Origin of the sequence: Hwanghaeella sp. 1Z406 (assembly GCF_048892425.1) — a bacterium.
Classification (GTDB): Bacteria; Pseudomonadota; Alphaproteobacteria; order UBA8366; family Aestuariispiraceae; genus Pacificispira.
This window is the reverse complement of record NZ_JBLZHU010000005.1, coordinates 75,689-94,077: the sequence shown is the minus strand read 5'-3', so window position 1 is coordinate 94,077 and position 18,389 is coordinate 75,689. Positions and strand designations below refer to the sequence as shown.

Here is an 18,389-nt window from a genome sequence, read left to right as displayed (position 1 = left end):
GGAAATGCCTTTATGCGCCCAGAAGATGTCATCAATCTTGATGCCTATCCCATTCAAGACCCGGCCAGCCCGGCGCGTGCTGAAATTGTGGCCCGGTTGAAGCGGGAACTGGACGCAAATCAATATGTATCGCTGCCTGATTTCATTCGCCCTGCGGCTTTGGAACGAGCCGTTGCGGATGCAAAGGCCGCCAGGGTGAACGCCCATCACAACAAATCGCGCCGCAATTGTTATCTGCATCGCAAAGGGGATCCGTCTTTACCGGAAGACCACCCTCAAAACCTGATGATGGATGCCAGCACACGGATGATCGCCTATGATCTGATCCCCCAAGACTCCCCGGTCAAGACACTGTATCACTGGGATGTTGCGCGATCCTTCATCGCAGACATCGTCGGGGCTGAAAAGCTGTACGACAATGAAGATCCCTGCCAACCCGTAAACCTGTTATGTTATGAAAATGGGGATCGATCATCCTGGCACTTCGATTCCGTGAATGCGTTCACGATGACCCTGATGCTTCAGGCCCCGGACGCTGGTGGCGACTTCCAACTGGTGCCCAATACGCGCAGTGATAACGATCAAAACTATGATTATGTGCGCAAGGTTGTGATGGGTGAATGCCCACAGGACGCAGTCTCTGTCGCCCGTCATGCGGGGTCCCTGTGTATATTCCGGGGCTGTAATTCCCTGCACCGCGTCTCTGAAGTGAAGGGCGATAAAATGCGGATCATGGGCGTATTTGTCTATGAATTCGAACCCGGTGTAATTGGCGATCCGGAAGTCAATGCAACCGTTTATGGACGCGAAAGCACTGCGACGGCGTAACTTTCGGACAGCCTCTTCCGGCGCCGGAAATTAATCGCTCTACAGGCGTTAGAAAATAAATTTGTTGAACATCCGTCAAACTTTATCTTATGGTTTGACTGGGAGATACATGAAGCAAGGGAGGATGACATGAAAGGTGGTCTACAGCGTTGGTTGATTGACGAATTGGAATGCGGGCGCGTTACACGTCGGCGTTTACTTCAGATGATGGGGGCCGTCGGTGTTGGTCTTGCGACGACAACACGGTCCGGCAGCGCACTTGCAGATGGGTCTTTGACCATCCTGTCCTGGTCTGGATATGACATTCCAGAAATGGCCCCGGCCTATTTCGATGCCCATCCTGCGCCAAACTTCACATTGATGGGGTCCGATGAAGAAGGCTTCCAGAAGGTCCATGCGGGCTTCCGTCCGGATCTTGGTCACCATACCAGTTTTATCGTCGGAAAGTATCGCGATGCCGGGCTGTTAAAGCCAATTGATCGGTCTCGCCTGACCCATATTGATGACTATTTTCCTGAATTATCACAGATCGTTACGATGGATGGTCAATTGTGGGAGGCCCCACTGAGCTGGGGGAATTCCTCGGTCATCTATCGCCGCGACAAGGTAGAAGTGACGGAGGAATCCTGGGGCTTGTTGTGGGATGAACGCTATAAGGGGCGCATCGCGTCACGCGATTCTCTGGAAGGCCTGTTGATTGTCGGGGGACTTTATACCGGTGCGGCAGATCCCTGGGCGATGAGTGATGCGGAACTGGCGAAAGCGAAAGCAGCCCTGTTGGCGCAAAAGGAACTGGTCCGCTTCTATTGGTCCAGCCAGACCGATATGGAACAGGCCTTTGCGAATGGAGAGATCGTTGCTGCCTATGGCTGGAATGCGTCTGTCGCCATGTTGCGCAAGCAGGGTATCGATATGGCCCTGATGAAATGCAAGGAAGGCATTGTCACCTGGACGGACGGTCTTGTCATGATGAATGGTGGCAGCGGGTCGGAAGACCTGGCCTATGAATTCATCAACGCCTATATGTCACCAGAAGTTGGCGCTTTCCTGATCAACTCCTATGGCTATGGCAGCGGCAATGCCAAAGCATATGAGTCCGTAACCGATGAACGACTCGCCGAATTGGGGATCACCGATCCGGACGTCGTCATCTCAACTTCTAAGTTCCAGCGTGAAATTTCATCAGACATTCGCCAAAAATATCAGGCCGTGTTTGATGAAGTGAAGCTGTCGTAACGAGGCCGCGCGCGTCAGAGGGAGGGGCTGACGCGCGCGCCTCACCCTGGTTGCTTAAATACCTGATTGCCTCGCCTCACTGTCATAAAACTCGGGCAGGTGGACTAAGCGGAGACGTTGACTGTTTTCACAATGAAGTGTCAAAGTTTGCGCATATAGCCTCACACGCCTTATTTGTTCCATTCTAGTGAAAAGATTTTAAACCTCGCTATTTTTCACGTGGAAACGGATTTATGAAGCACAGTCCGTTCACAGAACCACAGATCATCAGGGCGAACGCTTCATTGAAGCCCAACCATTTTTACAATTTACCCAAATAACGCAGGCCTTAGCACTTCTTCACACCATTGGCGGAAGCCGGTCGGTGTATCGTAAGAAGAAGACGGCGTGCGTTCTTCCAAATGATCCATACCCTCGTTCTTGGCTGTCATCATGTTGACCATGGATTGCGCCATACCTTCCGACGCCCCCCGATTGATCATCATTGATTTCAGATCGTCCATTTTCATGAAGTGATACTGCACCGTTTTGCCTGTCATTTTCGAAATGATCCCCATCATTTCATGATAGGAGATATCCTCTGGACCAAGCATCGGAATGCTATCAACGCCGGTCCAGGACGGATCAAGCAGCAAGCGTGCTGCTACTGCGGCGACATCGCGGGTGGCACATGCTGGCTCTTTAAGATCAACAGGAGTTGGCCAGTAGAATGCGCTATGATCCTTGATCAACGCAGATTGCCGCATGACATTCTCCATGAGACTGGCGCAGGCCAAGGCTCTATAATTAACGCCGGTGCTTGCAATTAGATCGTCCATCTTCAAAGTTGCCGTAACATGGCCCGCATCCTTCGACCATCCGCGCCCAAGCGCTGAGATGCCAACCACATGCTTGACGCCGAATGCCTTAAGCGCATCACAGCCCGCTCGCGAGAAGTCCAAATAGGCCGCTTCGGCACTTGGCGCACGCAAGTCGGCTGGCACGAGCCAGAAAACACGGTCGGCGCCTTCGAAAGCCTGCGCAACAACAGCAGAGTCACGGTGAGAACCTTCGATCACTTCGACACGATTCAGCGCTTGCGGAGCCAGTTTGGAAGGATCTCGCGCAATCACACGAATACGCTCCTCGCTATCGAGAATATTTGCAAGAACCTGGCTACCGATATTGCCCGTGGGCGCAGTAATGACAATCAAGGGAATCTCCTAATGATTTCAGAATTTGGTCTTAGTAATGGGCTCGATTGCCCTTAGGTATCTTATAATTACCTCTGGAAAATGAACGGTCTATGCTTTACAGTTCTATTTTTAATCGCAATCGTTCAGAATGATCAAATGGATCCCCTTTCAGATATTCTCGCTCTGTTGAAACCCCATAGTTATGTTTCCGCTGGCTTTGAAGCGGGCGGCGATTGGTCAGTCCAATTTCCCAGCTACGAAGGCATCAAGTGCAACGCCTTAATTTCCGGTCAGTGTTGGTTGGCCATGGAAGGCGTATCCGACCCTGTGCATCTTCAGACGGGGGATTGTTTTCTTTTGACAAAAGGAAGGCCATTCCAGCTCGCAAGTGACCTCAGCGTGCCGTCTATCGATGCGAATACAGTCTTTGAGCCGGCACGGCGTGGCGGAATTGCGAAATGCAATGGCGGGGGCGACTTTTTTCTTGCCGGCAGCCGCTTCACATTGGTCGGAGATCACACCGATATTTTGCTCGGCATACTCCCGCCGATCATACACATTCGCAATGAAGCGGATCAGGCTTTCCTGCGCTGGATTCTTAAGCGCATGCGACAAGAGGTACGGGATGCACAACCGGGAAGCAGCCTAGTGGCGGAGCACCTGGCGCATCTAATGCTCGTCCAAGCGTTACGGCTGTATCTAAGTGAAGCGGTTGAGGGCCGCGTGGGATGGCTCTTTGCCCTGGCCGACAAGCAGATGGGAAAAGCGATCGACCTCATACATGCTGATCCCGCACGCCGCTGGACTCTACAGGAACTGGCTCAAAATATTGGCATGTCCAGGACAGCGTTCGCACTTAGGTTCAAGGAGACCGTTGGACTGACGCCCATGAACTATCTGACACGCTGGCGCATGCTGCTCGCCAGTGAAAGACTGGCAACGTCGAGAGACAAAATCCCCACAATTGCTTCGGCGCTCGGCTACGAATCCGAAAGCGCGTTCGGCACAGCCTTCAAGCGGGTGATGGGATGTTCACCCCGGCAATACAGTCGCCATGGCAAAGACGGCACCACGGATCAACGACGCCGGTCGTCTCCAAACAACCTGCTCCTTCATGGTCGCGATCATTTCATTAATTGAGTATCAGCCCTGGTTTACAGGGCAATTAGCCGCCCTCCGTCAATCGCTGGCGTCTTCAGTACAGAGAGATGGCCCCGTTTGTTTGAACAGTTTGGCAGGGTGTATCTTTTATACATGTCGTAAGGGCGAGTGATTAGAGGGTCACGCTGGGGTTTCGTATATTCTGGTCGCAATTCAGCAGGTTCACCTGCTTTGCCAGAATTTGGAATCCACCTGCCTTTAACTGCTCAACGCGATGGACGGCATAGCCAACCCAGGGACGCAACTCGCCATTCCAGAACTCTGTCATATTGAAGTTTGACCGGATCATGAAGACATTGGGTTGGTCGGTCTGGAACACCTCGATATTCGAAATCAGGCGGCTGGTGCGGCTGGCTGGTTGTTGCGACCAAGCATAGCCGGTTTCCAGTCTGTACACCCGATCTTCCAATTGCCGCCGATCATGAAAGGCGAAGGTGATTTCCCGCCTTGGATCCCCCCGATTCCAGGTCCCTGGAATCCAATAGATACATTCCGGGGCGAACAGGTCCAACCATTGCTTGAACTGTGCTTGGTCCAGATAGCGCGCCTCCCGATATAGCAGGCTTTCAGCACCAGCCAACACCAGGGGTTCATGACACAGCACGGCGCTGTCATCCCAGCCAGCAAAAGCAGAGACCAGATCCGCGTAGTAAACATCTGTGACGTAATGAGATGTCTCGGAAGGATTGAAAGGAGCGGTTACCATTACTGCGCTCCTCCCCGTGAGATTGACAGAGTTGGATCGTCCATCATCAGCTTTTTATAATGCTTCATGTATTCCCGCATGAAGACTTCGTCTGTCGCGGGGCCGGAAATCACACCGTCCTGTTCCGTAAACCGGCCTGGCAGTCCCAAGCCACGGTCCATATAGACCCAGGGGTCTTCTTCGGCACCCAGACCAACCTGAATTTCTTCAAAATTGGTCAGGTCATCAACTTCTCCGAACAGGGGAAATTGTTCCTGTGTGCGCATGCGCAAGGCATTGATAGCGTCCGCCGCACCGTTCAACTCATTCTCCTCATCCACCACGGCGGTCCCGTACCAGGTCGTTGCCGTTTCCGTATAGGAGAGTGGTTCCAGAACCTGGATGTGATTTCCCAGGATCAGAAGGTTTGGAAACACATTGATGTTCATGGGAATGCCCGCCGCAAGGTCCAGATAATAGTCTGCTTCCTTGCCATACTTCTCTCGCAGGTCGGCCTCATACCCTTCCATGCCCGGATGTTTCCCCTCAATCTGCCACAGCGCCCCTGGATGGTTCGCCAGCGTCGGGCGCTTGTCTTTGAAATGATGCCCATTGCCATAGTAATGCACGCGGATCGGGCCATCATCGGGATGCTGCTTATAGAATGACATCCCCTTTTCATCATCGGGGGAAAAGCGGTTTTCCATCATCAGCAGGGACCGATGGGAAAAGATCACATGATAGCCATCGGCGCTGTTGTCATAGGCCAGCTTCCAATTGCCCTTGAACTTCATCCGGTTCGCCTCACAGACGGCGATTTTGCCGCCTGGATGACGGTCAAGCCAATCATCGATCGGTTTCCGTATACCGGCCAGATGCTCAACCAACGGCGCTGCCTCCAAATTCAAAGTGCCAAAAATGAAACCGCGATAAGACTCGACGCGGGGAATTCGGGCCAGATTAAACCGGTTGTCTTCCTTGTGATTGTGGGCATAGCCTTCACGCCACGGCACCCCGGCCAGATCGCCTGCAATGCTGTAGGACCATCCGTGATAGGGGCACCGAAAGGATCGTGTTGACCCTTTCGCCTGACGGCATACTGTCGCCCCGCGATGGGTACAGCGATTGTACAGGGCATGGATCTGGTTATCCCCATCCCGCGTGACGATGATCGGGCGCAACCCCAGCTTCGTCTGAAAGAAATCATACGGGTTGGCAATCTGACTTTCATGGGCCAGATAAACCCATGTCGCGCCGAATATCCGCGTCAATTCCAGGGCAAATATATCTGGATCGGTGTACAGGCTGCGATGCACCTTTTCTTCATGGATAAGCGCCTCAAAATCAAAATCAGGCATCCTGTCATCCTCCCCGGTTCTGGATTTAGAAGGCATCGAAATACTCCCGCATTTCCCATGCGGTGACACCTTTGGTCGGATCCACCCGATCCGCATTTAAAAACGCCTCATATCGCGCCACTTCGGCCCGTTTCATCCGCAGGAAATAGTCGATATAGATCTCCCCGAAGGTCTGCCGATAAAAACTGGATTGCTGCAGCCCATCCAGTGCGTCCTTCAGAGATGTCGGCAGCATCGGGCGGTCCGATTGATAGGGATTGTCATCCGCGGCCCAGGGGGTCAGGTTCCGATCCATACCGTCCAATCCCGCTGCGATCTGGGCCGCGATGAACAGATAGGGGTTCGCGCAAGGTTCCCCCACGCGGTTTTCAATCCTGCTGGCGGGATCCTGCGCGCCGCCTAGAACCCGTAACATTACCCCGCGATGCTGCACATTCCAGGAGACCCGATCAGGGGCCAGAGAATTCATCCGAAACCGCCGATATCCGTTGACGCTGGGCGTTGCAAAGGCAATCCCCTCCTGCGCATGGGCCAATTGCCCGGCCAGAAAATTCATCCCCATTGTCGATAGGCAGGCCTCCCCCTCCATTGGCATGAACAGGTTTTGACCGGTCTTCGTATCGGTCAGGGACAGGTGCAAATGCCATCCGCTAGGGAACAGGCCCGCCCCATCCGGGAAGGTCATAAAGCTGGCCAGATGACCATGACGGCGACAGATCTGACGCGTCGCACTGCGAAAGATCAAGGCGTCCGTCGCCGCTTCCCAGGCTGGTTTCGGAAAGAATGTGCACTCGATTTGACCCGCCCCCAATTCATTGTCCAGGGACCGCAACCCAAGGTCCAGATCAGAATAATGCGTCGTCAAGGTGGTCAAAAGTGACTGGACCCGATCCAGGTTTGTTTCAGAATCATAGGAAAATCCAGGCTCTGCGGGCAGGCAGGCAGGGGGTGCGCCGCGCTGTCCCGGACCATTGATTTCCGGTGCTGTGATCGCGCCCGGGTCAGACAGACGCATCAGCGTCCATTCAATTTCAAGCCCGATCAGAGGCGTAATCCCGCGATCAACCAATGGTGCCAGCGCCTTGCGCAGGATGTGGCGGGGGGAGAAATAAAACGGCCGTCCATCGCGGAAGTAATCATCACAAACCACCAGGGCGACACCCGGTGCCCAGGTTGCCAGGCGGAAGCTGGTCAGGTCGGGCACCAAAATCAGATTGGGCGATCCTGTCATCTCAGACAGGCCCATGCCGCCGCCTGCAGTGAACGTCTGAAACACACGCCCACCAGACGCATCCAGACTCCAACTGCCCGCCCCGATGCTATAGCCATTGACCAGCACCGATTTGAATGCCTGCGGCGTTACCGCCTTTGCCCGGGTTATGCCATGGGTATCGCACCAGATTAACCGGATCAGCGTGATCTGTTCGTGCTGAATTCGATCCAAACAGTCCTGAACCAGACTGTGTTGTTGCGCATCCCATAACCCGTGACATGCGATAAAACCATCCGCCTCTGACGGCCCCTTTTCATTCCCCATGATTGAGCGGCTCCTTACCAAACACCGCTGGCAGAATACGGGCGCTTGATCCTGTATCCTAGAGCCCAAGCCCGGCAAAATTAGCAAAAAGTCTGATTTTCTGGATTAATCCGCGAGACTGGAAACCCAAGACGCATTGTGCCCGGCCGCCGGTATGCTAGGCTACCCTCAGATCCCAACAGGCAAGACGGAAGAATGTCCGACCCTATCGCAACTGCATTTGGCCCCTTTGGGCGTATCGGCGTCATGGATATGGATGCGCCGCTGGCAATCCATGTGCACCATCATCTGCATATCATTCTGAAAGTCGGGGGATCTAACACCGGATTTGCGGTCAAGGGACGCCTGTACCCCGCGACACACTCCACCGCCATTCTGATCAATCGCTGGGAACCCCATGCCTGGTCGCCGGTCCCAGGACAGGCCCCAACACGGTTTCTGACATTGTATCTGGAACCGGAATGGCTGCGTGATATGGGCTTGGGAAATGGCCTGGACAGTTTCGGGCGATTCTTTCCCTCCCCTATCGCGGATCGATCTGATTGGGCCAATTGCATCACAGATCATCTGCATGATCTGATCCTGTCTTCGACCCAATCCATCCACCCCGTGTCCATTACAGGCGATCTTTCTGGCCTGTTGGTGGATCTGGTGCAGGCCCTACAGAAAGGGACCCTGCGGTCCCTATCACCAGAGGGGAGACGGTTTGCTTATGACTATCGCATCCGGCGCGCGATGCACCTGTTGTACAGTTCCAATGCGCCAACCCAACTGGACGAAGTCGCTGAAGAAGTTGGCCTGTCGCGCCCTCACTTCTTTGATCTGTTCAAGAAATGCACCGGTGTAACGCCAAACCGCGTCAGCAATGCCATCCGGATGGAGCGGGCCATCACCCTGTTGACGCAATCGTCAGATCCAATGGCGGATCTGGCCGAAGACCTCCATTTCGCAACGCCAGGAAATTTTTCCAGATTTTTCAAATCTCAGATCGGGATCAACCCGAATGCCTTTCGCCGCACAATGATTGCGGACGGATTGCATCGTTAGAGCAACCGGGGGCGGCAGTGAATCCAACTGCACGCCCCCAATCACTAGGTACTGTTTTATCCCATAAGTGGGATGGTAAATTCCGACCCATCTTTAATGCCTGACGGCCAGCGGGATGTGATGGTCTTGGTCCGCGTATAGAAGCGGAACGCATCCGGTCCATGCTGGTTCAAATCACCAAAGCCGGACCGCTTCCAGCCACCGAAGGTGTAATAGGCGATTGGAACCGGGATCGGCACATTGATCCCCACCATGCCGACATTGATACGGCTGGAGAAGTCCCGGGCCGCATCACCGTCCCGTGTGAACAGGGCAACGCCATTGCCATATTCGTGGGTCATCGCCAGGTCCAGCGCTTCTTCATAGGTATCGGTGCGCGCAACGGCCAGAACCGGACCAAAGATTTCCTCTTTATAAATCCGCATTTCCTTGGTGACGTGATCGAACAGACAGCCGCCCATGAAATTGCCGTTCTCATAGCCCTGCAATTTGAAATCACGGCCATCGACGACAAGTTCAGCGCCTTCTTTCACCCCGATATCCACATAATTGCGGACGCGGTCATAGGCTTCGCGTGTTACCAATGGGCCGAAATCAACATCGTCGCCAGCGGTATAGGGCGCAATTTTAAGGGCCTCAACGCGGGGTTTCAATTTCTCAACCAAACGATCCGCCGTTTCCTGACCAATCGGCACAGCAACCGATACCGCCATGCAGCGTTCCCCGGCGGCACCATAGCCGGCCCCGATCAGGGCATCGACAGCCTGGTCCATATCGGCATCAGGCATGATCAGCATGTGATTCTTCGCCCCGCCGAAGCACTGCACCCGTTTACCATTGGCGCATCCGCGTGAGTAAACATATTCGGCAATCGGTGTAGAACCAACGAAGCCAACCGCCATGACATCAGGATGATCCAGAATACCATCAACGGCCTCTTTGTCGCCATTGACGACATTTAGAATCCCGGCCGGCAGCCCGGCTTCCATCAGCAGTTCCGCCAGCATCAGGGGAACACTTGGATCCCGTTCTGATGGTTTCAGAATAAAGGCGTTGCCACAGGCGATTGCCGGGCAGAATTTCCACATCGGGATCATGGCAGGGAAGTTGAACGGTGTGATCCCGGCGACCACACCCAAGGGCTGGCGCACAGAATGAATATCAATGCCAGGACCCGCACCTTCAGAGAATTCACCCTTCAGCAGATGCGGCGCGCCGATGCAGAATTCCGCAACTTCCAGGCCCCGGATCACATCGCCTTTGGCATCAGGAATGGTCTTGCCGTGTTCCCGCGACAGGGCCTCTGCCAGTTTATCCATATCCCGGTGCAACAGGCGTACAAATTCCATCATGACACGGGCACGCTTTTGCGGGTTCTGAGCCGCCCAGGCAGGCTGTGCAGCTTTCGCATTCTCAATCGCGGCATTCAGCTCATCCGCATTAGCCAGGGCGACTTTGGCCTGAACCTCACCGGTTGCCGGATTAAAGACATCCGTGGTCCGTCCACTTTTCCCGGCGACACGCTGCCCATTAATAAAATGCCCAATATCCTGCATGTTGAACTCTTCCTTTTTCAGTGCTGCTAAGTTTTACCCGATTATGCTCGATATCATGATTGCACGCCCCGATTCAGCGCGCAGCAATCACTCTCCCCCTGGCCCAGCAGAACACAATCAAACGAGAATAAACTGTTGAAGATTATGCTAAATCCAGCGACGACACAGCGGGAATATTTGACATCACCATCTTTTCAATAGCCCTGAAACCGACAACATTCAACCCTGCGCATAGCCAAGCGCAAACCGCAGCGATTAAACAGCAAGTGATGTCTCTCCGTCTGTATCCTCCAAGAGCTTCAGCTTTTGCCATGATCGATAGCCCCATCGCAAAAGCATGGCTGTTGCCTTGAATATCTCCTCTAGGATGAAAGCATACCAAAGGCCCTGAACCCCAAGGTCCAACACCCCTGTGAAAAGCCAGGCCAAAGGTAGGGCAAAGGCAAGGGTGATCGTCAGATTCAGGATGACCGGACGATTAACATCACCCGTGGCTTTCAAAGAATTAAACAGGATCAGATTTATCGCCTGGAATGGCGTCACGATTATATGCAGCAACAGAATAGAATGTACGGATGCGATAACAGCAGCATCCTGCGTGAACAATGCCACCAGGAAATCACTGAAGAACCAAAGCAGACCAGCGATGGTCATTACACCCCCTGCTGTCATCAAAGCGGTTTTCAGGCCACGCCGAAAGGCTGTTTCGTTATCCGATGCCCCCTTGTCATAGCCGACCAGCACTTCGTTCCCGTAAGACATCACCACGATAATCATCGCCAGAAGCTGGGTAATGGTCAGTGCATAGGATCGCGTCAGAATCGCCGTCACCCCCAACCCCGCAATCAGGGACACCAGGAACAATTGATAGAATTGATAGCCCAGCGCCTCCCCGACACTGGGATAGGAAAGTTTCAATATTCGAATAGAATTGGGCCAGATATCCTTTGGAATGCGAAGAATGGTCAGTCCCAGCTTGGCCTTCATAAACCAGATCAACATGCATAAGTTAACGCCGCGAATGATGACAGTTGACAGCGCTGCACCATGGATTCCCATTTCTGGGACAATCCAGACTCCATAGACGCAGACATATTTCGCCCCAAGATAAACAACATTACCGATCACGCCGTACCACAGTATCTCCATCGTCCGACCAAAGCCACGCAAGGTGGCAATTGCCGTGTTGATAAAGCCATACAGAATCAGCGTCACCGAGATGCTATAGATATAAAGCAGGACGCCATCGCGAATCTCCGGCGGCGTATTGATCCAGTCTGTATAGAAGGTAGCGCCTCCTGCCACACCCGCTGCAATCAGCACGCCGAAACAAGCGCTGGCGATAAATCCGATCTGGGCGATTTCGCGGGCACGAGCAACGTCGTTTCGGCCGAGAAATTGTGCAATCAGAATTAAAACCCCGACCGACATCAATCCGGACAGATCATAGCCAATGCCAAGAACCTGATTTGCCATACTGACCGAGGCTGCCAGGTCATCAGAATAATTCGCCAATAACATCGTGTCCGCGAATGTCACCCCGACCGACATGATGCCAAACAAAAACAGGGGCAGGGTCAATTGGAACAGGGATTTGCGCTGGAAAGCCTCACCCATATCTGGTCTCCCTCAATCGGTGAAGTTTTCTGTATGGATGGATTCGACTGGAATTCCCTGTGCAACCAGGAATGTGTTAATATCACGTAGGAATTCACCACTTCCGCAGACATAAACCAGGGGGGCCGCACATCTTTGCAGGGACGCTTCAATCGATGTGAAAACCGTCTGTCGATTGGCTAGCGAAACCCGGCCCGTAAAGGGCGACCAGAAATCCTTGTAGAGGTGATTCCGACCGGCATAGACAAGAGACCATTCGGGGGTGCCCTGCGCTTCTATGTGACTGATTAAGGAACGGATAGGGGCAATGCCGATTCCACCCGCGATGAACAGCACCGGCCTGCCTTGCGCATCCGCGTCCAGTATGAACTCACCCCTGATGGAAAACAGGCCCAGCGTGTCGTTAATCGCCGCTTTCTGAAACCGCCGCTTGAATCGGGATCCAGACGCCAGATCCATGCTGATCATGATCCGATCCTCATGGGGCGCGTTGGCAAATGAGATATGCTGAACATGATGATTGTCCAGGATCGCACCGGGGGCAATGACGTGACAATACTGACCCGCCTGAAAATTCAGGTTTGCCGGGCGATCTAGGATGAATGTACAGACATCATCATATTCATGAATAATCTCCCTAATCGCCAGCGTGTAAATTTCCTGTCCAGGATTTCCGCGCCAATGATTGATACGGAAATAAGCCGGACGCAGAAGCCGTTTCAGCCATTCAGGCATGCAATTCTCCCGTCATGACAACAAGGTGGGAGCGCACCCCCACCTTGTTGTTTGCCGCAACAGTATTTTCAGAATTTGGCATTCAATTGCAGGCCAACCGTCCGTCCATCGCCAATGGTTGCCTGGGTTCGGTTGTTTGTGCTGCTTGTCAGATATTCCTTGTCGAACAGATTATCGACATAGGCGATCAGCCGAACCCCCTCAAACTGATACCCCGCCCGAACGTTTGTCAGGAAGAAGTCATTCAGCCGCTGTGTATCGTTATTGGTCAGGGCTGAGTTTGAATAGTACTCCCCCGCATAATTCACATCCGCAGCAGCGAACAGTCCCGATTTGCTTTCCCAGGCTCCCCCAAGCGATGCCGTAACCGCAGGAGCTTCAGGAAAATCATTTCCTTCACAACTGTTACTCGCGCAGGATGACGCATTGATTTCCCCCAACTGCGTCTTCAACAATCCAAGGGCCCCAAAGGCGCTGAAACCATCCCAAACCGTTGCGCGGCCCTCAATTTCTGCGCCGTAGGAATACGATCCCTTGGCATTAAACGACGATAGGACATTGTTGTTGGAGATCGTGACCTGCTGATTCTCATAGGAGTTATAGAACAGGTTCGCGCCCCAGCTCAGTGACTTTGCACTCTCGTCACGCCACGATAGTTCAGTGGTCCAGACATATTCCGGCTCAACCTCCCGGATGGTGGAATTGGTTTCGTCGGCAACCTGGCTAAACCCCTGTCGATACCCCCGAGAGACGGTCAGGCCGGCAACCTGACTGTTGGTCACATCATAAGTTACCCCCAGCTTTGGCAGTATGGCGACATCGGTTCTTTCAGCGTCCATATCCTTTGCAAAGGTTATGTCCTGACCGGCCGTATTTGCTGCAAGAGAGGTTACGTCCCTGTCAATAAAATTGGCGACTGTATCCTGCTGAATGCGACCGCCCCCCAGCAGTGAAAAGCCGCTTCCCAGATCGTAGCGCAGGTCACTGTATATTGCCCTTGTATCAATCGTATTCCGGGCCTCAGACTTAACATCAACTGTCACCCCGAGACCGGCCCCGAGACCGACGAATATGCTGCTGATGGATTCTTTGTCCTGCCGGGCGAGATACATCCCAACTGTCCCTGTCAGGGCATTCGCGCCGTCAAGTGTCAGTCGCAGATCCTGTGTGATGTTCTCGTCATCGCGCGTATCGGATCGGACATAGGCGGTGTTACCTGGTGCGGTATTGATCGACAGGGCAGCATCGTGAAAAGTTGTCACAGACGTCAATGACAGGCTGTTGTCAAAATCGTAAACCATTTCGGCGCTGTAGTTATTGGCATTCATCTCGCGGGTTTCGGCGGTGGAAAAACCAGACGCCCCCGAATCGTACTTCCGCTCGAACAGATCGCTGCCATTCACCGTCGACGATGACGGTTTGTCATAAACATCATTGGCCATCAGCGTCACGCTAAGGCCATCCAACCGGCGCGGTTCAATCAGCACCTTGCCGCGCAAGGATCGATAGTCATCATCGTTCAGAACGCGATCGTCTTCATTGGCCGGTTCAATATCCTTGAACTGACTTCTGCTTTCCGCCGCCAAACGAATAGCAAGCTGATCTTCAACAAGCGGGGCGTTGACCATCAAGGCACCATCCCGGCGTTCGTTGGTTCCATAGACGCCTTTGGCCGCAGCCTCCCAGTCATAGGTGGGATCGCTGCTTTCCATGACGATGGCACCAGCCATCGCATTTGGACCGTGAACCGTTGATTGCGGCCCCCGCAGTACTTCGACCTGTTCCATGTCCCAGGTGCCGCGAGATCCGCGCCGCAAGGCTTCCGATGACTGAGCAACACCGTCTATGATGACAGAGATAGTCGGTGCAGAATTCTCCGGCTCAGAAACCCCATCGGCACTGACACCGCGAATCTGCATTCCCTTGTTGCCCTGGCTGCTGGGAAAATGCCGAACATTGGCCATTGTGTTAAAGATATCCGACAATTCATCCAGCTTGTATTTGTCGATATCGTCTGCCGTGGCGACCCCCACGCTGGTCGTGGTGTCCAAGTAACTGCGGTTGAACTTTTCGCCCTGAATCGTCAGGGGCGACAGGATCAGGGGACCCGTTGCAAGATTTTGCACGATAGCGATACCATTTTCATCGCTGCGCCAAACGAAATCAGTACCACTGAGCAGTGCGGTAAGCCCCTCTTCGATTGACATTGTACCATTCACACCCTCCGTTTGCGCGCCTTCCACCAGGGATGGGCTGACCGAAATCTGAATATTGGCCTGCATCCCAAAAGCCGTGATCGCGTCAGCAAGGGGCTGGGCCGCGATGGTGAAATTTTTGCGCGCCTGCACTTCTGTCTGAGCACTTGCCTGTTGCAGGTTGGCGATACCCGTCGTGCATAGAAGTGCTGCGGTTAGGACAGACACCCTGATTGGGACTGCGCAGAACTGACCGGCCAACCGAATGGCGGTGGTGAAAATCGTCATGAGAAAACCCCTCCTGGAAACAGACAATGGATTGATTATGAGAATCAATCTCAATTACTACTGCTTCGTTGACGCTGAGGGGGCGGTGATGTTCAGAAAAATTTGAAAGTTTTTTGATCAGTCGCGACTGACGACCAAAATCCAGGGGGAGAGTTTCCGTACGTGAAAGCCATGCGAGCGCGCCATGACATTCAAAGCCCTTTCTGGATGCTGCAAGTCAAAGACGCCCGTCACCATTTGATCTGCCAGCGTATCATCGGCAACCAGAATATATCCCTTGAAATAGTGCGACAGTTCATCGAGTACCCAATCCAGTCGATCATTTTCTGCAATCAACTGGTTCCGGCGCCAGGACGCAATTCTCTCAGGGGATAGAGTACTGTGTTGCCAAGCACCCGACGCCTGAAGCACCAGTTGTTCCCCTGGCCGGAGAGGATTTGGAGAATCTCGAAGGCCTGGCGCAGCGACGGATACCAGCCCATCGGCAACCGACACCGCATATCCACCCTCATCCAGATCGACCTCAAAGGCAGTTCCATGCACTGTTACTTCCATCGCACCGGCCTTCACGACAAAGGGGCGCGATTGGTCCGACGTGACGCTGAAATAAGCACGCCCCTGATACAGCGAAACAGTGCGCGCGTCAGATGTGAAGGACACTGACATCGATGAATTTGGTGCCAGAACAATTTCTGACCAATCCTGAAGCAGGACCTCCCGCGATTCCGCCGTATGGGTTTCGTAATCGCCTGACGATGAGAATGGATCAACAGCTACAATAGCCAGTAAAAGAGCAAAGGCGAAGCCCAGGCCAAAGCCAACAGCCCTGCTCCGGTGTCGGGAGCCGGCGGACCGTCGCGGGGCATTTGATGGGTCGCCAGACTTCTGCGCGGGATCGTCCATATCTTCCGCTTCCTGGTCGTAAATCGCTGACAGCATCATTGCGGTGCGTTTTGTCTGATCCCATTCCACGCGATTGCCTGGATCAGCGCTCAGCCATGCCTGAAACCTCTGCTCAAGCGCTGGATCGTCCGGCTGCTCACGCAGGGCTATCAGCCAATCAGATGCTGATTCAGGGTCGCCAATATCTTTGGAAATATCGATCATTGTTCTCAAATATTATCTTTACCCAGCCAGAACGGAAGGGCTGTTAGGTAGACGTACAAACCCGCCCGAATGTTCAAATCCAAATCTAAACAACGCCCGCCTGCATATTTGTTTCAGTGCATCTTTGGTCGATTCAATCGCTGCCGACAATGCTCAACACCATGCTTGACCAGGGCATGAGCCTGTCCAAGAGAGACATCCAGCGCAGCTGCGACGTCACGAAGCGTCCTTTCCTCTTGCCAGTAAAGCTTCAGGGCACGTTGCGTGCGATCTGGCAATTCCGCAATGGCCTGGCGCAACAACGCAATCTCATTCCGGTCAATTGCAATCTGCTCTGGACCCGGGCGCAATGGATCGACCACTTCCGCCAGGGCTGTGGAATCCTGGACCACGCGCAGTGTATCGCGGGCAATTTTCCGTCTTGCGTCCAGCGACAGGGTGCGGACGATGGTCCGCAAATAGGCCAGAGGCTCTTCAATATGTTGCTTTCGGGCCGCCCGAACGAACTTCATCCAAGCCTCTTGCAGGACATCTTCCGCCGCAGCCATATCGCCAACAATAGACATGGAAAAGCGCACAAGCTCATCTCTGTTCCGGTCATAGATTGACAAAAGCTCGTTGTGCGAATGCATGAGGGCCAAAAATAAGTGAATGATTATTACTTGATATCGCGAATAGTTCTTAATTGCAATGACGCGCTACCCTAACTGATGGCAAGGGTACTGACCGGGCGGTGATGACCCGCACCCCAGGTAATCATCAAGCACAGGGGAATTCTCCAGGTATGAAATTACATAACCTTACGCATCCGGTTGTGTATTTGGTAAAGCGCGCCGCAGGTCTGACAAGAAGGCTTGGGCGGGTTGCGGCAGTTCCTGTTCAGGATTGGTCAGGATCGCCAATTCGAAATAGATTGCCGGCTGAAATGGACGCCAGACGATTCCGTCCCCTAAATCCGCCATCCCATTGACCGCATCGATAATCGCCAGCCCTGCACCCGCGCGCACCATATTGCGCGCGATTGCAAAATAGGATGCAGATACGCGCCGGTAAATGGTCACATGTTCGGCCGCACAGATCCCATCCACCTGGCGATCTATGCTGTGGTCGCCGGTAATTGCAATGATGGACTGATCCCGCAGATGATGTGGGTATAGCACTGATTCCCGGGCCAGTGGATGCCCCTGGGGAAGCACGGCGACACACCGTGAGCGAATAATTTCTGTTGTCAGACCGGGAATTGGAACAGGTGCATCGATCAGACCGATATCCGACTGTCGCCCGGCAACCCAGGACGCGATCTTGCGGGAACTGCGAACCAGCAAGTCAACCCGGACACGGGTATGAACCTTTTGGAAGTCCGCAATAACCCAGGGCAGAAGATTGATGGCGCATGCCCCGTTGCTGGAAATATTGATAACACCAACCCCTCCGCCCCTGATTTGGGCCGCACGGGTCTTGATTCGCTCAATCGACAGCAATCCCTGCTCCGTCTCATGGTGCAGCAATTGTGCTTCATCGGTTGGTTCAAAATATCCTTTGGAGCGATGAAACAGTTGAAAACCTAAATCCTGTTCAAACTTGGACAATGCAATACTGACCGCCGGGCGGGTAAGGTTCAGCATTTCCGCCGCCCTGGAAACAGACCCCATCTCCATAACCGCATGGAAGACTTCTAAAGACCTTAAAGAGATATGCATTTCCATCCTGACCGGCGCCGTTGCCGCCTGTTTGGGGCCGTTACACCCAGACGCTTGTTAAATTAATCGAAATTATACGACACAATAATTAAATTGACGATATGGGAAAAGGCCATTGATAGTGAGCGACACCATCAGGATCCGAAGGGAATTCACAGTGGTTC

Annotated in this window: 15 protein-coding genes; 4 read left to right on the top strand and 11 right to left on the bottom strand. The window is 53.4% G+C overall.

Annotated elements, in window-relative coordinates:
- The first annotated feature begins 12 nt into the window (after nucleotides 1–12).
- Together ACOSDR_RS11550 and ACOSDR_RS11545 are read left to right on the top strand one after the other, a co-directional pair.
- Nucleotides 13–828, top strand: a complete 816-nt coding sequence (locus ACOSDR_RS11550; protein ID WP_420731356.1) for a HalD/BesD family halogenase — start codon at nucleotides 13–15, stop codon at nucleotides 826–828.
- 129 nt (nucleotides 829–957) lie between these two features.
- Nucleotides 958–2,064, top strand: coding sequence for an ABC transporter substrate-binding protein (locus tag ACOSDR_RS11545; protein WP_420724907.1), 1,107 nt, complete (start codon nucleotides 958–960; stop codon nucleotides 2,062–2,064).
- Between the two features lie 308 nt (nucleotides 2,065–2,372).
- On the opposite strand, the gene ACOSDR_RS11540 is transcribed toward ACOSDR_RS11545, so the two are convergent.
- Entirely contained in the window at nucleotides 2,373–3,257 is an 885-nt protein-coding gene (locus ACOSDR_RS11540) for an NmrA family NAD(P)-binding protein (RefSeq protein WP_420731355.1), read from the bottom strand.
- 138 nt (nucleotides 3,258–3,395) lie between these two features.
- Between ACOSDR_RS11540 and ACOSDR_RS11535 the strand changes: the two genes are divergently transcribed.
- Nucleotides 3,396–4,379, top strand: a complete 984-nt coding sequence (locus ACOSDR_RS11535; protein ID WP_420731354.1) for an AraC family transcriptional regulator — start codon at nucleotides 3,396–3,398, stop codon at nucleotides 4,377–4,379.
- Between the two features lie 133 nt (nucleotides 4,380–4,512).
- Here ACOSDR_RS11535 and ACOSDR_RS11530 read toward each other — a convergent pair whose 3' ends face one another.
- Genes ACOSDR_RS11530 through ACOSDR_RS11520 form a run of 3 tightly spaced genes read right to left on the bottom strand, consistent with a single transcriptional unit; the run spans nucleotide 4,513 to nucleotide 7,980 of the window.
- Nucleotides 4,513–5,106: an aromatic-ring-hydroxylating dioxygenase subunit beta gene (locus tag ACOSDR_RS11530; RefSeq protein WP_420731352.1), complete on the bottom strand. Its 594-nt coding sequence runs from the start codon at nucleotides 5,104–5,106 to the stop codon at nucleotides 4,513–4,515.
- Nucleotides 5,106–6,443, bottom strand: a complete 1,338-nt coding sequence (locus ACOSDR_RS11525; RefSeq protein ID WP_420731350.1) for an aromatic ring-hydroxylating oxygenase subunit alpha — start codon at nucleotides 6,441–6,443, stop codon at nucleotides 5,106–5,108. Before ACOSDR_RS11525 ends, ACOSDR_RS11530 begins: the two co-directional genes overlap by 1 nt.
- Before the next feature lie 25 nt (nucleotides 6,444–6,468).
- Complete coding sequence (locus ACOSDR_RS11520) at nucleotides 6,469–7,980, bottom strand: glutamine synthetase family protein (protein WP_420731348.1); 1,512 nt, start codon at nucleotides 7,978–7,980, stop codon at nucleotides 6,469–6,471.
- A 195-nt stretch (nucleotides 7,981–8,175) separates the two neighbouring features.
- Between ACOSDR_RS11520 and ACOSDR_RS11515 the strand changes: the two genes are divergently transcribed.
- Complete coding sequence (locus ACOSDR_RS11515; RefSeq protein ID WP_420731346.1) at nucleotides 8,176–9,027, top strand: helix-turn-helix domain-containing protein; 852 nt, start codon at nucleotides 8,176–8,178, stop codon at nucleotides 9,025–9,027.
- 56 nt (nucleotides 9,028–9,083) lie between these two features.
- On the opposite strand, the gene ACOSDR_RS11510 is transcribed toward ACOSDR_RS11515, so the two are convergent.
- The 7 genes from ACOSDR_RS11510 to ACOSDR_RS11480 form a co-directional block, all read right to left on the bottom strand.
- Nucleotides 9,084–10,583 carry a CoA-acylating methylmalonate-semialdehyde dehydrogenase gene (locus ACOSDR_RS11510; protein WP_420724914.1) on the bottom strand — a complete coding sequence of 500 codons (1,500 nt, stop codon included), beginning with the start codon at nucleotides 10,581–10,583 and terminating at the stop codon, nucleotides 9,084–9,086.
- A gap of 255 nt (nucleotides 10,584–10,838) precedes the next feature.
- On the bottom strand, nucleotides 10,839–12,200 hold the full coding sequence (locus ACOSDR_RS11505) for an MATE family efflux transporter (protein WP_420724915.1): 1,362 nt from the start codon (nucleotides 12,198–12,200) through the stop codon (nucleotides 10,839–10,841).
- A gap of 12 nt (nucleotides 12,201–12,212) precedes the next feature.
- Nucleotides 12,213–12,935, bottom strand: coding sequence for a ferredoxin--NADP reductase (locus tag ACOSDR_RS11500; protein ID WP_420724916.1), 723 nt, complete (start codon nucleotides 12,933–12,935; stop codon nucleotides 12,213–12,215).
- Nucleotides 12,936–13,003: 68 nt separating this feature from the next.
- Nucleotides 13,004–15,418 (bottom strand): TonB-dependent receptor domain-containing protein, encoded by a 2,415-nt coding sequence (locus tag ACOSDR_RS11495; protein WP_420724917.1) that lies wholly within the window; start codon nucleotides 15,416–15,418, stop codon nucleotides 13,004–13,006.
- A gap of 117 nt (nucleotides 15,419–15,535) precedes the next feature.
- Entirely contained in the window at nucleotides 15,536–16,525 is a 990-nt protein-coding gene (locus ACOSDR_RS11490; protein ID WP_420724918.1) for a FecR family protein, read from the bottom strand.
- Nucleotides 16,526–16,638: 113 nt separating this feature from the next.
- Complete coding sequence (locus ACOSDR_RS11485; protein ID WP_420731344.1) at nucleotides 16,639–17,157, bottom strand: RNA polymerase sigma factor; 519 nt, start codon at nucleotides 17,155–17,157, stop codon at nucleotides 16,639–16,641.
- Between the two features lie 168 nt (nucleotides 17,158–17,325).
- On the bottom strand, nucleotides 17,326–18,225 hold the full coding sequence (locus tag ACOSDR_RS11480) for a LysR family transcriptional regulator (protein ID WP_420724920.1): 900 nt from the start codon (nucleotides 18,223–18,225) through the stop codon (nucleotides 17,326–17,328).
- Nucleotides 18,226–18,389 lie beyond the last annotated feature (164 nt).